At 40.9% G+C, this 18,850-nt stretch carries 10 protein-coding genes; all 10 read right to left on the minus strand.

Annotated features, from left to right (window positions below):
- Window positions 1-143: 143 nt before the first annotated feature.
- The 10 genes from Bovatus_RS14590 to Bovatus_RS14635 all read right to left on the minus strand — a co-directional run bounded on the left by Bovatus_RS14590 (window position 144) and on the right by Bovatus_RS14635 (window position 18,458).
- Entirely contained in the window at window positions 144-2,186 is a 2,043-nt protein-coding gene (locus Bovatus_RS14590) for a RagB/SusD family nutrient uptake outer membrane protein (RefSeq protein ID WP_004296578.1), read from the minus strand.
- Window positions 2,187-2,206: 20 nt separating this feature from the next.
- Complete coding sequence (locus tag Bovatus_RS14595; protein ID WP_004296579.1) at window positions 2,207-5,488, minus strand: SusC/RagA family TonB-linked outer membrane protein; 3,282 nt, start codon at window positions 5,486-5,488, stop codon at window positions 2,207-2,209.
- Between the two features lie 305 nt (window positions 5,489-5,793).
- Complete coding sequence (locus Bovatus_RS14600) at window positions 5,794-6,588, minus strand: FAD:protein FMN transferase (RefSeq protein ID WP_074704420.1); 795 nt, start codon at window positions 6,586-6,588, stop codon at window positions 5,794-5,796.
- A gap of 157 nt (window positions 6,589-6,745) precedes the next feature.
- Window positions 6,746-8,095, minus strand: a complete 1,350-nt coding sequence (locus Bovatus_RS14605; protein WP_004302557.1) for a 3-keto-disaccharide hydrolase — start codon at window positions 8,093-8,095, stop codon at window positions 6,746-6,748.
- A 65-nt stretch (window positions 8,096-8,160) separates the two neighbouring features.
- Window positions 8,161-9,579 carry a Gfo/Idh/MocA family oxidoreductase gene (locus Bovatus_RS14610; protein WP_004296582.1) on the minus strand — a complete coding sequence of 473 codons (1,419 nt, stop codon included), beginning with the start codon at window positions 9,577-9,579 and terminating at the stop codon, window positions 8,161-8,163.
- Window positions 9,580-9,640: 61 nt separating this feature from the next.
- Window positions 9,641-9,886, minus strand: a complete 246-nt coding sequence (locus Bovatus_RS25695) for a hypothetical protein (protein ID WP_004296583.1) — start codon at window positions 9,884-9,886, stop codon at window positions 9,641-9,643.
- The gene (locus Bovatus_RS14620) at window positions 9,883-11,178 is read right to left on the minus strand and encodes a Gfo/Idh/MocA family oxidoreductase (protein ID WP_004296584.1); all 1,296 of its coding nucleotides are present in this window, start codon (window positions 11,176-11,178) and stop codon (window positions 9,883-9,885) included. Before Bovatus_RS14620 ends, Bovatus_RS25695 begins: the two co-directional genes overlap by 4 nt.
- Before the next feature lie 39 nt (window positions 11,179-11,217).
- Window positions 11,218-12,225 carry a family 43 glycosylhydrolase gene (locus tag Bovatus_RS14625; RefSeq protein ID WP_004296585.1) on the minus strand — a complete coding sequence of 336 codons (1,008 nt, stop codon included), beginning with the start codon at window positions 12,223-12,225 and terminating at the stop codon, window positions 11,218-11,220.
- A 56-nt stretch (window positions 12,226-12,281) separates the two neighbouring features.
- Window positions 12,282-16,298, minus strand: a complete 4,017-nt coding sequence (locus Bovatus_RS14630) for a hybrid sensor histidine kinase/response regulator transcription factor (RefSeq protein WP_004296586.1) — start codon at window positions 16,296-16,298, stop codon at window positions 12,282-12,284.
- A 99-nt stretch (window positions 16,299-16,397) separates the two neighbouring features.
- On the minus strand, window positions 16,398-18,458 hold the full coding sequence (locus Bovatus_RS14635; RefSeq protein WP_004296587.1) for an acetate--CoA ligase family protein: 2,061 nt from the start codon (window positions 18,456-18,458) through the stop codon (window positions 16,398-16,400).
- Window positions 18,459-18,850: the final 392 nt, after the last annotated feature.

Consider the following 18,850-nt stretch of genomic DNA (forward strand, 5'->3'; position numbering starts at 1 on the left):
AAAGTAAGGCAAAAAGCAATAAAACGAATAAAAGAAACCGACCTATAAATAGCAGAATATGTTCAAAAAACAACCACCGCAACTCGAGATTCGAAGTTACGGTGGCTAATTTATTATCTATTATTGAAAGCTTTCCTCATCTATCAGAATCTGTCTTCATCAGCCACAGCCTCTTCCCAAGTTTCCCATATCTGCACATTCGGATCATAACCATCATAACCGTAGTTCTGATACAAAGGAGCCTTTCCGTTAGAAACGATTGCTTTTTCAGGAATAGGCCAATAAATGTTATGTTTACCCATGATATAATTGATATCTGTTTTAGTAGCATTTACGTTAATAGTAACGCCTTTGTTGTACATACCTTTCTTTATGCAACGTTGATACCAATAGCTACCACCTTCAGAATCGGTGCCAGATTGCTTATCGAATGTTTCCACTTTATATGTATTCCCGAACTCGTCCGCTCTGCCGCTGATAGCCAAACAGAGTGACACACGGGTTAACTCTACATTACGCCATTCTTCAAAGAAAAGTTCACGCGCACGTTCATCCATGATATCACCGATAGTAACCTTACCTACATAAAATTCAGTACAATGAGCACGTTCTCTGATGATGTTTATATCATCCTTGATTGTTGGATCATCCGGATTGATATAGAATTTTACTTCTGCACGCAGCAGGTAGGCTTCCGCCAAACGATACAAATACCAATCAGCAATACTGCCATCCGTAGCTCCTTCCAGACCATTATTGGTTTCCTTAGCTTGATTGATGACATCATTCAGGCAGAAAATGTAATGAGGGACGTCATACCAACGACGAATAGTGTCAGAACACATCAAATCTCCCTTACGGGTAACAAGTTCATTTTTCTCATTGTAATAATCATCTTCTGCGTAAAGCTTAATATTTTGCCCAAAAAATTCAGAATCCGGATTATTACATTTCAGTTTCTCCATGTGCATCCAGTTTCCCGTCTCTGCACTATGCCGCAAATCGGTTTGATCCATTTTATCATTAACAGCCCACAAATCGTCTTGATAGAAAGTGGTAGTACGGAATGTAGATATACCACGTCCCAGTCCACGCATATAATCATATTCTTTACGATATTTACCATCTTTACGAGTATAGTTGAATAGAGCTTGCTTTCCATCAGGCATTTTGATTCTATTATCAAAGAAGAAAGGATACATAATACGCATAGTCAACATCGGGATGAATGATTCTTTAGCTGCTCCCCGGTTAGGCATACCCATAATCACTTCTTTGTTGGCAGCAATCAACTTGTTCTCCGGACGATGTAAATCCCAGATAACATTGCGGGTAATGGGCCATGATACAGATTCGCCGCCTTCAAAAAAGGTTCCGAAAGATTCTTTCATCAAAGAATAGCCTGATTTATCAATTAAGATATCCAACTGTTCCTTTGCCTTCCCGAATTCGCCAATAGACATATAGAGTTTAGAAAGCAACATACGGCAAGCGCCTTTATTTACCATACCAACATAATCCATATCTTTCTGTTCAGGAACCCATTGTACAGCAAATTCCATATCTGCTACCATTTTTTTCAGAATAGCGTCACGGTGAGTAGATCGATAGTTCTGCTTAGGAACTTCCGGAAGTTTTGTCAACAAAGGTACATGTCCAAATTGAAAAACTAATGAATAATAGCGATAAGCCCGATGGAAATAGGCACGGCCAATGTATTCGTTTTTCAATGTTTCGTCCATTGGTACATTACCAATAAACGAAAGTATTGTATTAGCATTTCTAACACCTTCAAAATTTTGTCTCCAGAAGAAGTATATACTGTTTGTGCGTCCTAGATTTTTTTCGTTAGTTTGGTCGCTGTTCGGCCTCAACAGATTGTCAACATTATCCAACAACCCGCTTTTATCAGTCGCAGACGGTACCATCAAATCTGAAAAAGTATATTCTGTGGGCAGTGCTATCATCTCTCTGGAATCTTCACTCACATAATTACGTTTAAGCTGACGGTCACAAATAGCCAATACAGATTTTATACCATTTTCCGTAGAAAATACAGTTTCCGGTTCAAACATTGTTTGAGGATCCGGATCCAAAAAACTTTCTGAACATCCGGTCAACATTAATGAAGTGCCTACAAATAAAGCTACACTTTTACAAATATATTTTTGAATATAATTTTTCATATACGTTTCTGTTTAAAAGATTAGAATGTTAAATTAAGTCCAAGCGTCCAAATACGAGATGCAAAATTTCCGGTTTCAGGGTCGCCATATCCTTCCCAATCTTTAGCCCATACAGCTGCGTTACGAACAGAGCCATACACTTTCACACGATCGATTTGTATTTTTTCCGTCCAAGCCCTAGGCAATGTATAGCCGACAGATATATTTTCTAAACGAATGAAAGAACGATTATATAATCTACGTGCACCTTTTGCACCTTCCGGGCCTTGCGCCTCGATACGTGCATATTTATTAGTAGGATTGTCTACAGTCCAATATTCCTTCGCATTCTTGTTCACCAATCTGTAAGTCATGCCGCCACCGTCGTCATCATTGTTCAAATACATACTTTCCAGACTCTTATGCCCCATACGAGAGTAAATATTCACAGAAAGGGTTAAATCTTTCCACAAGGTGAAATCATTACGCAATGCCCATGTAACCGGAGCGGCGGTTTGTCCTTGGAATACTTTATCATCATTATTATAGACAACCTTTACTAAATTACCATCAGCATCGTATTGGTCGTTAGCCGGATTGTTCCATACTTTCGGGTCTCCAGGAACCTGCCCGTATTTTTTAGCTTCTTCAACCTCATCTTTCTGCCAGATTCCCGTCACTTTATAATCCCAAATCGCACTAATAGGCTTATCGATAAACCAGCCGGCTGCCACATAGTCCGCTTCTCTTGAACCTACCACACTTCCAGTGGCATCCACTATATCTTGACGATCACCAAACAAATGTTTGATTCTGTTTTTATTATATGAGAGACTGAATGATGAGCTCCATTGGAAATTTTTCTTATCAATATTCAAAGTATTCAATGCCACCTCAAAACCACTATTATCCACCTGTCCTAAATTGGTAGTAATATTCTCAAATCCAGTAAAGTTAGACAAAGGTTGTCTCATAATCATATCTTTGGTACTCATTCGATAATATTCCAATGTACCTGTAATACGGTCATTTAAAAATCCAAAGTCCAATGCAAAGTTCCACGATTGTGTTTTTTCCCATTGCAGATTCGGATTCTTCATACGTTGAGCCATCAAATAACGCATTAAATATAAGTCACCTGAAGAAGTGATATAACCTTGCATTTTACCACCCCCCGGATAAAGATTGGCAAGTGCTTCGTAAGGATTTTCCAATGAACGATTACCATTTTTACCGTATGAAACACGCAGTTTACCACTATTCATGATATGAGCATATTTTTGGAAAAAATCCTCATTAGTGAATGACCATGCTATACCTCCGGAAGGAAACCATGCATAAGGATTATTTGCCCCAAAAGCCGAATAGCCGTCACGTCTGATGGTACCAGTAACCATATAACGATCATCGTAAGAATAGAATGCGCGTGCCATCAATGCATCAGCCGTTTGATGATTATCATCAGTTCTGAATGTACTGACAGACTTATCTCCATTCTGGGTGTTATGGAACCCAAGCGCGTCAGATGGCAAAATATTACGGGCTTCAATTCGGTCTGACCAATATTGGCGTTCTTCCGCTTCTTGCACAAATGTCAAAATAACATGGTGCTTGTTAGCAAAAGTCTGATCCCAAGTAATAGTATTGTTCAGAGACCAATTAAAACGTTTGGCCTGTTCCCGATTTGTTCCACGGTCATTAGGATTGGAATTAGGTCTTTCTGCAGACGTAAAATAACGGTCATAGAAAAATTGAAAACGGGGCGCAATATTAAACTGATAAGTGATGTTGAAAGGCAATTTTACTTTAGCATTGAAGATAGTATTCAATGTAGTATACCCTTTTTCCAATTGAATATATTGCTTCTCAAAATACCAGTTTGTTTCATTAGCACGGTCATATTGATACATCAAGGGGTCTTGTGTATAGTTTCCATTTTCGTCTTTCAACATGGCGTATGGACTGTTTTCCATAAAACCACCTTTATCCATGCCGATTTCACCATCCGAACGATCTTGAAAGTTTATATTTGCACCCACTTCAAACCAATTGGTTACTTTTGCATTTAGTTTCAAGTTTGCACGGATAGCTCGATAAGTATCGTCGACAAACGCTCCTTCATTGCGCAGATAACCTAAAGACATGTAATAATCCACCTTATCGCCGGCACCGCTAATGCTTACATTATAGTCTTGATTGAAACCTAATCGAAACGCTTCATCTTGCCAATCAACGGTCTTTCCCGACAAAAGATTGTCAAGTAAAGCCGTATCATATCTAAATCCTAAACGCCTTGCCCAAATACTAAGATCAGATTCTCCTTCCCGATTGGTTGAATAATTACGCCACTGTTCCAAAGACACTGCATCCGACAAATTATTAGGATTTCGGAAATACTCTGGCTTTGAAGTATATTCATTACCAGGTCTTGAATAAGCTGCATATTCTCCTGTTTCAGCATTCACACCATAAGTGTTTTTTTCTTTCCAGTCTACATAGTGTTGCAGATATTCGTCCGTAGTTTGCCATCTATCACGATAGGCAGCCTTTTGAGTTAAACCTACACTAGCTGTGAAATTAACCACAGGCTTACCTTTTTTACCTTTTTTCGTTGTGATGATGATTACACCGTTTGCAGCTTGTGCTCCATAAACAGCAGCTGCCGACGCGTCTTTCAAAACATCTATTTGCCCAATATCATCCGGATTAATTTCCGAGAGTTCTCCTTGAAAGAACATACCGTCGAGGATAATCAATGGATTATTATGACCACCATCTGTATAAACGGAACGTTGTCCACGGATCTTCATCTCACCGCCGCCTTTTGCGCCTGCATCACCTTCACCATAACCTACCACTAATCCCGGTGTTCCACGTAAAATGTCTTGAACTGTTTTAGGATTTTCATTGGCAATCTTATCAGGACGAACTTGAACGACCGAACCTGTTAAATCCTTTTTACGCATCGTACCATAACCCACTACAACTACTTCATCTAGCGTCTCTGAATCATCTTTCATTGTGACGTCAATCAGTTTTTTACCTGCTACCGAGATTTCTTGATTCTTATAACCAATATAACTGAAATTCAACACAGCATTTGAAGCCTTTACCACAATGCTATAGAACCCATTTAGATCGGTTACTGTTCCATTAGTGGTCCCTTTTTCCATCACATTTACTCCAATCAGCGGTTCACCCGATTGATCTTTCACATATCCCGTAATTTTAGAACTTTGAGCCTGTACTGTACCAAGACAAAAAGTCACCAATAGTAAGAACAATCCTACCCGAAACGTGAAACCTTCTTTTTTGTTTTTCATACTAAATAAATTTGAGTTAATATTATAAAGCTTATATTGAATCTATCTACTTTTATCCACGTTATATTTCAATAGTTACATCAATTTTATAATACAAAGTTACAAATGCAAATTTATCTCAAATAGTATTTTTGTCTCAAAAAACAAAAAAATCAGGTCATAACTAACTTTAGAGCATTTGTCTGTAGTTAACAATTAATTATGCTCCTATCTATACCCTAGCAATTGATTAGATAGTATCATTGGATATATATGGCCAATATAGTATGGTGGATATATATGACCAGCACGGTGAGTATATATATTCAGCACGGTGGATATATATATACACGACATTGTGCATATATACCCATCAAAGCTCTACGCTGTTCGCCGTCAGCAGCAAACAAAGCGGTAGACAATATTTCTCCTATCGCTCCATCGGGTGTAACCACAGCTATCTGTTGAACGCCTTCCACCAATTTCCCGTTTCGAGGAGAAACAATATGCCGACGTTCAGGAGAGTCATTACCGGAGGTTGTAAGACACTCATTATGAAGAAGTATATTATTGACTTTCCATCCCGATCCTACCGGATGATTACCTAAAGCAAGGACGGAACTGTTTCCTATATTTATCAATGCATTCTCTATCAAAAACTCATTCAGTATGCTTTTAATTGTATCCAAAGCATACCCTTTAAGAAAGCCGGATAAGTTGACAGTAACTCCCGGTTGTGAGAAATAGATGCTATGATCTTCGACTGATAAATGAACCGATTGTATCGTGTTCTGATTGTAATTTTCCGAATGGACTGTAATATCAAAACACCCCAGAGTCTTCCCGTTATATTTCAGGCATAAATCAATCATTGAATAGAGTTCTTCGCTAAGAACAACTGGTGAAGTCGGAGCAGTTCGGTTGACAAAAGACAATTCGCTGGCCGGATCATAAAAGTTCGCCATCTTTTCCAACCGGCACAATGCGTCATAAATACGATTAACCACAAGCAACAATTCTCTTTCCGTTTTCTGGCTATACAGGATAATATCCACCCGTGTATGCATGGAAAGAAACCAGGCATAAAGCAGTCCATTACCTTCATGGGATGGTTTATACATATGTTGAATAGGGACTTGCATCGTATAGTAGGACAAATTAGGCACAGATTACACGGATTTTACGGTTGTTCCAATGAAATAGCAACCGCGTAATCCATGCCTGAGTAAAAATCATAAGGAATTTTGACGTATCTCCCACAATAACATGGAATACACCTTATTTCAGTTCTTTAATCTTCACGTTCTTGAACCACACTTCGTCTCCGTGGTCCTGAAGAAGTATATTTCCTTCCTCCGGATTTCCGAAATTAGGCCAGTTTTTATATTTACTGTATGCTACCAATGCATTCCACATATCATTGTTACGATCATATTCAATCAATTTAACGCCGTTCAACCAATGTTCTACATGGTTACCTTTTACGATAATGGTAGCTGTATTAAATTCTTTCTTGTTGAAAGGTTTATTCTTAGGAGCCGGAATCAAATCATACAACGACCCTAGCTTTCTATTACCTTTCACACCCAGTTTTGCATCAGGATGTTTGTCATCATCAAGAATCTGGAATTCACAACCGATAGCAGAACCTGCACCTTTATTCATATCCGGGTTTACGAAATATTTAATTCCGCTATTTGCACCTTCAGTAATCTTAAAATCTACTTTCAGAATAAAGTTCTTGTATTTACGGGTAGTCACAATATCACCGCCATTAGCTGATTCAGCACCACCACTCTTCATTACTTTCAGAATACCATCTTCTATCTTCCAGCCTTTTGCGGGGAAAGTAGAAAGTTTAGCTCCTCTCCATCCATCAGTAGTCTTGCCATCCCATAATAGAGTCCATCCTTCTTTTGCTTCGTTCGGAGAAATCGTATTGGCAATCAGGTTCACTTCCGGTGCAGCTTGCGCTTCCGGTGTCTGATAGCGTTCTACGTCCGTCGTACAAATGCGGATATCTTTCCAACTAACTGTTTTACCTTCATCTGCCGCATTTCCAATGGCGTGCACTTGCAAAGCAATGAAGCCCACAGGAGTCATATCATCCCAGATATTAGCACAAGGTACTCCGTTTATCCAAGTACGAATTGAGTTACCTACAGCCTCAATACGGGCTTTATTCCATGCGTTATTCTTAAAAGCGGTTTTTGCCGACGGATTCAGCGTCAAAGGATAAAGCCAGTTTCTACGTGCCTCATCATAGATACCACCTGACCAAGCGCGTTTGGAAGGATCGATCTCAAACTGATAACCGTGTACACGACCCTTCTTATAATCTTTCTTGCTTTCACTACGAAGCTGTACTCCGGAATTTAAACCGTCATCGACCTTGAAGTCAAACTCAAGGATAAAGTCACCATAATTCTTTGTCGTTGCCAAAAAAGTATTGGGTGTTCCCATTTTAGATACACCGACAATGGCACCATCTACAATTTTATACTCGGCTTTGCCATTCAATTTCTTCCATCCTTTCAGGTTCTTTCCATTGAAAAGAGGTTCCCAATTCTGTGCACCTAAAGAAGCGGCACAGAATAAAAGTAAAGTTAATACGATATTCTTCTTCATAATCATTGATTAGTCTTTCCCACTCCCTTATATTCGAAGAAGGAATGGAAAAGGCTATTTTCTATTTATAATTTATAAAATTCATCCCAACCTTTACGCGGTGGAAGTCCCGCCAGCATTGCATTAGCAAATTCATTATTTGTAATCTGCTTCGTACGAGGGTCAAAGAACAACTGTGTATTAAGTCGTTGAGCCATCACACCCAGTGAGAATACCTGGCTCAACACACCATTGATTTCGAACGGCGAGCGTGTCTTTTCAATACCTTGACATGCCAGCAAGAAATTCTCGAAGTGATTGGAAGGACTTTTAGGAACCTCCGGCAACTTGTCTGCCATCTCTTTGGCTTTCTCTTCCGGAATAATAGACAAAGTGCTTCCATGACTACCACCCTTGAAGATCAAATCCTTAGTATAAATGATTTTTCCAGGATTCAACTTAGATTTCGGAGTATCTCCCTGATTAGTTACCGGGATGTTCGGATCTAATCCCGAAACTCCATAACCAGCAGGAATAGGAGGAAGATTATCCAGACCATCATACCAGGTAATATCTACCGGTGGCATTCCTTTACGTTGCGGGAAACGGAAGAGAATCGTGGAAGAATATGGGAAGAAATAATCATTATGTCCATTTGCGTATTGCATAGTGACTTCGTATGGCAATCCCAGTTCCAGGAATTCGTGAGCCGTGTCGAGGATATGTGCTCCCCAGTCGCCCAATGCACCCATACCAAAATCATACCAACAACGCCATTGTCCCAAATGATAATCTTTATTATACTCGTGATAAGGAGTAACTCCGAGCCAAGTGTCCCAGTCCAGATCTTTCGGCAGTTGCTGTCCCGAAGGAAGCTTATAGATATTAGTGTCCCACTTATGCCAACGGCGCGGGTTATTCATGTGGGCAGTGATAGCAGTAACGTCCTTGATAATTCCTGCATCCATCCAGGCTTTAAACTGAAAATAGTTTGCTTCAGAATGTCCCTGATTTCCTACTTGAGTAACCAGGTTCGGACGTTTAAGCGCAGCTTGCATCAACAGTTCCGCTTCATAGAAAGTACGTGCCAACGGTTTCTCCACATATACATGCTTTCCGGAAGCCAAAGCCAGCATACTGATCGGAAAATGCGAATGGTCAGGAGTAGCAATTGCTACAGCATCAAATTCGTTACCGGCCTTATCAAACATTTGGCGGAAATCCCTAAACTGCTTTGCTTTCGGATATTTAGCCATTATCTTTTGTGTATGTTTGGCACCCATATCTACATCACATAAAGCCACCACTTCCACCATACCTGTCCGTGCAAAGTCTTCAATAATCTGCTCTCCACGGTTACCAATGCCGATATAAGCAATTTTCACTTTGTCACCTCTTCCTTTTTTAGGTGAAGCGGTTTGCGCATGTAATAAATCACCGGTTCCTAATGCCAATCCGGCTGAAGCCATCGACATCGTTTTCAAAAAATCCCTTCGTGTTACCATAAATTATTCATTTTCATTGATATTGATTAAGTTCTTCTTTTAAAATTATATAGGAAAACTATCAACTCCTGCCCTTCTTTTTAAATAGTGCTTGCATTCCATAAAATAAAAGGCGCAAAATCCCCCAACAAGCATAAAGCACAAAAGTAAATATAATTATATAAAAAATAGACGTTATCATCTCCGTAAATGGCGCATGATAAGCAATAATTGCATAAAGATGTATCAAATTAGATACTACGAAACAAACGAGTAAAGTGATTAACTCAATTTTCTTACGTCGTGCGGTTACAATCGTGTCTTTCATATTGCTTCGGGTGTTTTTACAGATTGATGGTTCAGATAGTCTATTTTATACTCATCAGGGAAATAGAGCGTCCGTTCTTCTTCCAATGCCTGATGTCCCAACAAACAGAGCATACTTGCATAATATCCTTCTTCCGCGATGTTTTTAGGTTGTTTTTGTGTTATGACGGCCTCAACAAAAGCTTCCAACAACAATGATGTACCATCGCTCTTGGGACGTTCTCCGATAATGAATTCTCCTTTGTTTTCGTTTGCAGTTTCCGGTGCCCAGCTTGTTCCGGCAAAAGGCAGAGAATCGAATACCTTGTTCTCCCAGTCATTCACCATCTGCAGGAAGGCCGGTGCAGGAGCTACACTCTCAAAGTAATATTTTCCCTTTTCCGGTTCTACCGTTCCGAGATTACCCATGATCTGTTCTTCCAGTCCATAGAATTTATTGGAAATGACAGAATCGAATGTCATCTTTACCCCATCATCAAACACATATACACAACTCACATTGTCATACACATCCCTGCCATCTTTCCAATAAGTGATGGCACCGTGTCCCATCACCTTTTCGGGTATCTTACGCAAAGCCCAGCTTCCGATCTGAAGCTGATGGCAAGCGAGTTCCGTCATCAATCCTTTTGAGAACTCCTTGTAAAGACGCCAGTTTATCAGACGTTCCAGATTGGGTGAAGGTACCGAACGTCTCCAATCCCCATTCCGGTTCCAGAAGGTACGGATTGCATTTATTTCACCGAAGGTACCCGCATGAATCATCTCCATTGCTTTAATGTAACGAGGATCGAACAGACGCTGTTGCCCTGTGAAGAATATTTTTCCCGTGCTACGGTGTTTCTGATACATACGATAACATTCCTCCATCGTGAAACCTATCGACTTTTCGCAAAAAACGTGCTTTCCTGCGTCAAAAGCATCCAGCACTACCTTACAATGCGAACTAAGAGGAGTAGCCACGAGTATGGCATCTATCGACTTATCTTCCAACACTTCTCGATAGTCACCGTACACCTTGGCATTAGGAACGAGCTTCAGTGCTTTTTCAATAGACGGTTTATAAATGTCGCACAATGCAACAATATCGACTTTAGGATTTTTAGTCAGAAATCCCATTAAAAACTGTCCCCGGGAACCGGGACCGATAATTGCCAAACGACACTTTTCGTTTGAGGTGTTCATCACCTCCGAAAAAGCAGAAAGCCAAGGGCTTGCTGCAAGAAGAGTGCCAGCCCCGGCTATGCCTAAATTCTTTAGAAAATCCCGCCTGCTAATAGGGGTATGTTTCATGCTTGTGGTATTTAAGATTATAATTGGTTTATTTGAAAATCAGTTATTAAATACAGGTGCTTTTTGTGTTTCGTAAGAAGGAGATCCTCCCTCTACGTAAGGCCAACCTTCTTGGTCCCACTTGATCTGGTCCAACAACAGAATACGTCCGTTCTCCGGAGTTGATCTTGAAAATCCATGATACAGAAGCCAGTCTTGTCCGGCATCATCCTGGATAATCTGCGAACCGTGCCCATTGCCTACAAAATGATCATTCGCACCTATCACCAAAGAATAACCATTTTTCAACATCGGTTTACCAGTCTTGTCTTTGTACGGGCCCCATACTTTCTTGGAACGTCCCACTACGACTTTATATGTACTTTTCACTCCTTGACAACAACTTCCTATGGAGGCAAACATATAATAATAATCACCGTGCTTATGGATATAAACAGCTTCAAAAGCAGTTCCCGCTATTCTCTTTTTTTTCGCTCCCGACATGATCGACAGCCCATCCGCAGTCAGTTCAATAACATATATTCCCCGGAAGCTGCCCCATACCAAATAGTTTCTCCCCTCATACTGCAGGAGACTGGGATCGATCGAGTTCTGTACACCAATCTCATTACTGCGGAACATCTTACCATGATCCGTAAAAGGTCCCTGCGGAGAGTTGGCCGTAGCTACCCCAATTCCGCACGTTTGTTCTCCTCCCCACACCGACATTGCATAATAAAGCACATATTTACCGTTAATATAATTAATGTCAGGTGCCCAGATTCCAGCTTTAGGTTCAAACCTGGGACGAGTTTTATTCGTGAATGCAGTGTTGCAATACGTCCATTCCACCAAATCTTTCGACTTCATGATCGGAACGTTTCTGGTAGATTCGGTAGCATACACATAAAAGTAACCATCTGCAGCTTTAATCACCGTAGGGTCGGGCATGGCAATATCTACAACCGGATTCTTATAACTCACCGCAGACTTTGTCTGTGCTCTCCCCTGCGAAAGACAAGCACCTATCATGAATACGAAAACGAACAAATTTACATACTTTTTCATCAAATCATTCCTTTAAAAGCTCCTTTTTACCTTATCTTTATAGCTATAAATTAATATTAACTTACAAAATCTTTGGGTAACACTCCAAATTGCTTCTGGAAACACTTGGCAAAATAAGACGGAGAATTAAACCCTACCATATAGCAAATCTCATTTACCCGGTTTTCTCCTTCTTTCAATAATTGAGCAGCTCTCTTTAAACGCTCCAGACGAAGATATTCATTCGGACTCAAATCCAAGACGCCCTTTATCTTCCGATAGAAATTGGAACGGCTCATATTCAGGCTATCCGCCATATCATCCATGCTAAATTCCGGATTACTATAATTCACTTGGATAACCTCATTCAACTTCTTTATAAAATCTTCGTCAGCTTTTGTCAACGCCATCGTATTGGCAGCCACAAAAGGAGACTGTGCAAAAGCCTTACGTAGTTTCTCTCTATTCTGAATAAGGCTGGAAGCACAAGCCTGCAAATATTCCACAGAGAAAGGTTTCTCCAGATATGCGTCTGCTCCCAATTCCATTCCCTCTATCTTAGACTGGATATTCGTCTTCGCAGTCAACAAAATAACGGGAATATGGCTATAATTCAAATCTGACTTGATCGTCTTACACAATTCAAAACCATCCATCACAGGCATCACAACATCACTAACCACCAAGTTCACATAATTACCATCCAACACTTGCAACGCTTCCGCACCATTAGTGGCAGTCAATACAGTATATTCTTTCGATAGCTGACGCACTACAAAGGCAAGCATATCCGGATTATCTTCTACAACCAGCACTGTAGGCCGGTTATCTTTCTTTTCCGTCTCTCCAACAGGAATTTCATTCATCCTGTCTATTTCAACTTCCGGTTCCGGGGTTAAGGTTATTGTCATGTCCTGAACAATCGGCAAAATCAAACAGAAGGTATTATTTTCTTCCCCTTCTCCCATAGCTAAAGTCCCTTGATGCAGTTCAGCCAATGAACGGGAAAGAGCCAAGCCGATTCCTGTTCCGGTAGTCACCTTGCCGTCTTCTTTTTCATTGAAACGAACGAAAGGCTTGAATATTTCCTCCTTCATCTCATTGGGAATAATCACTCCATCATTCTCCGTACGAATACAGAATGAATTGTTGTCATCCGTTTCCGGCACTTCCAAAGATATGTGTACGTAGCTTTCAGCATACTTCACCCCATTATTCAACAGATTACTGATAATCTTCGTAAACGCCTCCCGGTTCACATGCGCATAGAAATCCTCCTCGGGCACTTGCAAAGTAAACTCCAAGCCTTTCTGTTTGGCAAGGGAAGTAAAACGCACATGAGTCTCTTTCAGCACCTCCGTTACATTACATTTCGCAAAATTCAGGCGGAATCCCTGACTTTCCGTTTTACGGAAATCAAGCAACTGGTTAGTCAGGTTCAACAACCGTTCCGTATTCTGCTTCATTACATTCAAGTCTTCCCTCGTTTCCGCATCGACCTGTTTCTTCAATATGATGTTTTCCAAAGGACCTTTAATCAGCGTCAACGGTGTACGTATCTCGTGGGCCACATTCGTAAAGAAATCAATCTTTGCATGATAAACTTCACGTTCCTTCTCCTGCTCGAATTTCTCCATCTGCCTGCGGTGTTTGCTGTTACTGCGTCTCTTGAAATACATAACCGTATACAGGGAGCAGCCGATAATCAGCAGAGCATACACACAATACGCCCATATAGAGAGGTAAAAAGGAGGAAGAATATGTACCCCTAATGACACTTCGTCGTCACTCCATACACCGTCGCTATTAGCAACCTTTACCCGGAAGGTATAATCACCGTAACGAAGATTGGAATAAGTAACGATAGGGCTTTCGCCAACCGTCAGCCAATCCGTATCAAAGCCCTCCAGTTTATACATAATCCGGCTCGTTTTCGGAGCCTGGAAATCCAACGCTGCTACACGGAAAGAAAAAGAATTCTGATTGGACTGGAGCACAAGCTGGTCGGAGAAAGTTATACTCTTCTCTAACGGAGATCCCGGTTCGCCGGCATACACCTCCTTACCAAACAGAAAGAAATCAGTAATGGCAACAGACGGAATGAACTTATTCTCCGAGAAATTCTTGGGATTAAAAGCGATAAAACCATCGATGCTACCCAGATAGATCGTACCATCTTCGGTTTCAAAGCTTGAACGATAATTAAACTGGTCGCCCAACAAGCCATTAGAGGTGGTATATACTTTCATCACTCCGGTGGTAGGTTGGAAGCAAACCAGACCGTTGTTGGTTGTCAACCACAAAAATCCTTCTTTGTCCTCCACAATCTGATATACAACATCGTTCGGCAATCCGGCCGACAAATTATAATTGGCAAAAGTCTCCGTATCCGGCTGAAAACGACAGAATCCCCCTCCTTGGGTAGTCAGCCAGATTTGCCGGTGAGAGTCTTCAAAGATGCTCAATACCTTGTCATACGGAAGGCTCTTCGGATTATTTTCATCGTGCAAATAGTTCTTCCATTTCTTTTCGCTCACATTGTAGCAATAAGCTCCATTTGCATAAGTTGCCAGCCATAGATTACCACCGGAATCTTCCTTTATATCATATACAAACCTGCCGTTCAGTTCCGGTATCCGGTCAAAATCATCAGATTGTCTGTTGTATCGCAGCAAACCGAATAAAGTACCCAGATAAATATCACCCGTCGTTGTGCGGCAAATAGAGAACACGCTATTGTCTATCAATGAACGGGGAGAGTCTGTTTTCTGATAGGTTTTCACGATAGCTCCCGTACGCGTATCTACTACTTTCACTCCTTTTGAGAAGGTTCCTACCCAAAGATGGTTATCAATCAAACACAGACCATGCACATTGGTAAAAGCACTGCTAGGGGTAAAAAAGGAAAAAGTCTTGGTCTTCGGGTTGAAACGGTTCAAACCGCCGTCTTCCGTACCAATCCACAGAATACCCTGATTATCCTGGCAAAACTCACGTACCCGTTTTCCATGCAAACCATTATCTGTTCCTTTGGGATAATATTTTTCAAAATACGTATAAAAACGCGGATAGTAGTTCACACCTCCAAAATAAGATCCAATCCAGATACCACCCTCTCGATCCTTACACAAGGAATAAATAGCATTATCGGACAAAGAATAAGGGTCGTTGATCGAACTGCGCAAATGAACATATTTACCCATTCGAAGATTATAAATATAGAGTCCCGATTCTGCACCAATCCACAATTCATTATCAGAAGCGACCAGCAGTTCGCGACAAAAAACAGACTCTCCATTTTCATCCTCTGAAAGTAAGTCATGTAGTTTGTTAGAGGTCAGGTTCAGTTCTTTTACTCCTCCCTTTAAAGAGCCTACATATAGACAATTATATGCTCCTTTCACCAGGCCTATCACGACATCATTCTCATAAGTTTTTTGATTGTCTACAGGCGAGACATAAGGATGAAGGGTTTGCAAACGGTCTTTCGAAAAGAAAAGTCCATCACCATAGCAACCAATCCAAAGAGTTCCGCTATTATCGAAAACAAAAGACTGAACATTGGTGGAGATAAAAGGAAAGTTCTTCAATGTATAATTCCGGAGCTTTCCTTCCTCCAAATCATAACAAAATAATCCCTGTGACTCTACCGCTACCCAGACACATCCCTTATTGTCTCCGGAAATTGCAGTTACGGTATGTTCAATTTTCGTATTTTCTATGCTCAATTCAGCAAAATGCCGGAAAGAATCTTTTTCCGGATGATAGATATAAAGTCCTACATCCGTACCTACCCAGATATCTCCTTTTGAGTCCTCATAAAGAGCTGTGATAAAATTATTACCAATGCTCCGCCGTGTGCGGTCATCATGTTTGAATTTGCGGAATGACAAACCGTCATATCTATTCAAACCATCTTTTGTGCCGAACCACATAAAGCCCTGCTTATCCTGCAAAATCGCATTGACCGTATTTTGAGATAACCCGTTCTGTACACTAAGATTTTTGAAATAATAATGCTCGTCCGCCATTTGCGCATGGCAGCCGATCTGATAGCCGATTAAACAGATTAAAAATATGAGAACTTTCTTCATAAATATACGTATTTTCTATCCTTCCGTTTGAGTTACCAAATGTAGGCAAAATCACAGCGGAAAGATAGTAAATATGTCTCAATGAATGAAAGAATAGTCCTATTTTTCTATCCTGATACGCGCGTCAACTGCTACAACGGCCTTTTCTGTTGCTAAGAGCGGATTTATATCCATTTCTTTGATCTCTGTAGCGAAACGTAGTAAAGTGGACAAACGGACAATAATTTCAGCAAATTTATCTTCGTTGACTCCCTTTTGCCCACGTGTTCCCTGAATGATTTTATAAGCACGCAAAGAATGAATCATTGAATAAGCTTCTTCGTAAGAAAGCGGAGCCAAACCGGAAGATACATCTTTCAGCACCTCCACAAAAATACCTCCCAAACCACAAAGTACCACGTGACCGAACTTCTCTTCATATTTTGCGCCAACAAACAGTTCCGTACCTTTCAGCATCGGCTGTACCATAATTGCTCTTGCATCAAGTATCTGCATCATACGATCGAATTCCAGTGCCAGATGTTGCTCACTTTTAATGTTCAAAACGACACCACCGACATCTGATTTGTGCACAGGACCAACAACCTTGGCAACTACCGGAAATCCGCACCGACGGGCAAAAGCTACTATCTCCTCTTTATTGTCGGAAACAAATTCATCTACCAACGGAATACCGGCAGCGTGCAACAATGCCTGTACATAATTGGGAGCGATATAACCATCCTCCGGAATAGAATCAATAATACGACGAATCCTCGGAACGTCCACTCCGAACAGTTCTATTTCAGGAACTGCCGGTTTAGGAGCATTGACGATACGTGAAAGGGCAGTACCCAAGGTCACTTCGTCTGCAAAATTCACATGCCCTTTTGCCAGGAAGGCGGAAACCTCTGCTCCGGCTGTATTAATGGAAGGAAGAATGGGAAAAATCGGTTTCTTGCAAGTCTGCATCTTTTCGTGAAGCACATCATACATTTCAAACATAGTAACCAATCCCGGAGTTCCGAAGATAGCCATCATGGCGTCTATATTGTCAAGCTTTTCCTCGCAGTAGTCAATGCAAAGGCGCAGATGTTCCGGTGTTCCGGTAGCCAGAATATCAATAGGATTTCCGACGGCAGCACCGGGAAATAGTTGAGCTTTTAGTTCCTCGGCTACTTCTCCCTCCAGCTTAGGCACATTCAGTCCGCCTTTACTCAACGCATCTGTCAGCATCACTCCCGGCCCTCCGGCATGAGTGATAATGGCAAAATTCTTTCCTTTCAATTCGGGTAAAGTAAACACGCAACCCACAGTAGTCAATTCTTCACGAGAGAAGCAACGCACAATGCCTGCTTTACGGAACAAAGCCTCTACTGCCGAATCGGAACTGGCGATTGCTCCTGTATGGGAAGATGCCGCCCGGCTTCCGCTCTCCGAACTTCCGGCTTTGATTGCCGCAATCTTGCACCCTTTTCTAATCAAAGACGAAGCATGAAATAACAGCCTGTCCGGATTCTGAATACTTTCAATATAGAGTAGTTTCAGATGAGAATCCGTTTCGGGATCGAAGTTCTCATCCATAAATTGCAATACATCTTCTACACCGATCTGCTTGGCGTTTCCCACCGACCAGACTGAATTGAACTGCAAACCTTTTGTTACGGCACTTTCGAGAATAAATACCGCCGTAGCACCGGAGCTGGAAATCAAGTCCACCCCTTTGGGGTTTAAGTTAGGAATCGGCTGGCTGAATACACTATGATGCCATGTATTCATCAATCCAATGCAATTAGGACCAATCAGTGAAGCGCCGTATTTATTAACTGTTTCCAAAATACGTTCTTCCAACAGCGCCCCTTCGTGGGTTTCTTCACCAAAACCAGCCGAGAGTATAATAAATGCCCTGGTTTGTTTCTTGCTAGCCAATGTTTCCACCATATCAGGACACATCGAAGCAGGCACAGCCAACACCGCCAGATCTGTGTCCGGCAGATCATTCACATCCGCAAAGGCGGGAACTCCCTGCACTTCCTTTTCCTTCGGATTCACCGCCCGAAGTTCTCCCTGATAACCTCCGTTTATCAAATTCTTTAATATTGCGCCACCCGGCTTATGCACATTATTCGATGCCCCTACTACGACAATGCTTTCAGGACGAAGCAACTGGGTTGTTATCATATCATGCTTTGGTTTTCGTTTAACTTAGGTACAAATATATTCTTTCTTACGAGAAAAAAGAAAGAAAAAGGGGAGAAATATAGATGTAAATAGATGATAAAAGAGGAAATGAGCAAGAAATTATATAGATTATACTGACTTATTGAAATGCAAAGCTATAATCTTACCATGTAATTCTTATCATTAGAACAGAATATTACTTTATGCAGAAAAAATGGACATAAAACTCATACAGAATCAAAAATATACAAGATGAGTCCGGAGTATATTGGAAAACTTGAAGGATAAGCAAGTTGCATAATCCATATTCACACAAAACAGACTTTAAATCATTCGATTCAACATCAAAAAGGCAAAATTCCTAATTTCAGGAGCAGATTATTGCAAATATA

Origin of the sequence: Bacteroides ovatus (assembly GCF_001314995.1) — a bacterium.
Classification (GTDB): Bacteria; Bacteroidota; Bacteroidia; order Bacteroidales; family Bacteroidaceae; genus Bacteroides; species Bacteroides ovatus.

Bases quoted from the DNA above. Each gene is read 5' to 3' on its own strand.
- Bovatus_RS14590 (WP_004296578.1), bottom strand. From the start codon at position 2,186: ATGAAAAATTATATTCAAAAATATATTTGTAAAAGTGTAGCTTTATTT.
- Bovatus_RS14595 (WP_004296579.1), bottom strand. From the start codon at position 5,488: ATGAAAAACAAAAAAGAAGGTTTCACGTTTCGGGTAGGATTGTTCTTA.
- Bovatus_RS14600 (WP_074704420.1), bottom strand. From the start codon at position 6,588: ATGTATAAACCATCCCATGAAGGTAATGGACTGCTTTATGCCTGGTTT.
- Bovatus_RS14605 (WP_004302557.1), bottom strand. From the start codon at position 8,095: ATGAAGAAGAATATCGTATTAACTTTACTTTTATTCTGTGCCGCTTCT.
- Bovatus_RS14610 (WP_004296582.1), bottom strand. From the start codon at position 9,579: ATGGTAACACGAAGGGATTTTTTGAAAACGATGTCGATGGCTTCAGCC.
- Bovatus_RS25695 (WP_004296583.1), bottom strand. From the start codon at position 9,886: ATGAAAGACACGATTGTAACCGCACGACGTAAGAAAATTGAGTTAATC.
- Bovatus_RS14620 (WP_004296584.1), bottom strand. From the start codon at position 11,178: ATGAAACATACCCCTATTAGCAGGCGGGATTTTCTAAAGAATTTAGGC.
- Bovatus_RS14625 (WP_004296585.1), bottom strand. From the start codon at position 12,225: ATGAAAAAGTATGTAAATTTGTTCGTTTTCGTATTCATGATAGGTGCT.
- Bovatus_RS14630 (WP_004296586.1), bottom strand. From the start codon at position 16,298: ATGAAGAAAGTTCTCATATTTTTAATCTGTTTAATCGGCTATCAGATC.
- Bovatus_RS14635 (WP_004296587.1), bottom strand. From the start codon at position 18,458: ATGATAACAACCCAGTTGCTTCGTCCTGAAAGCATTGTCGTAGTAGGG.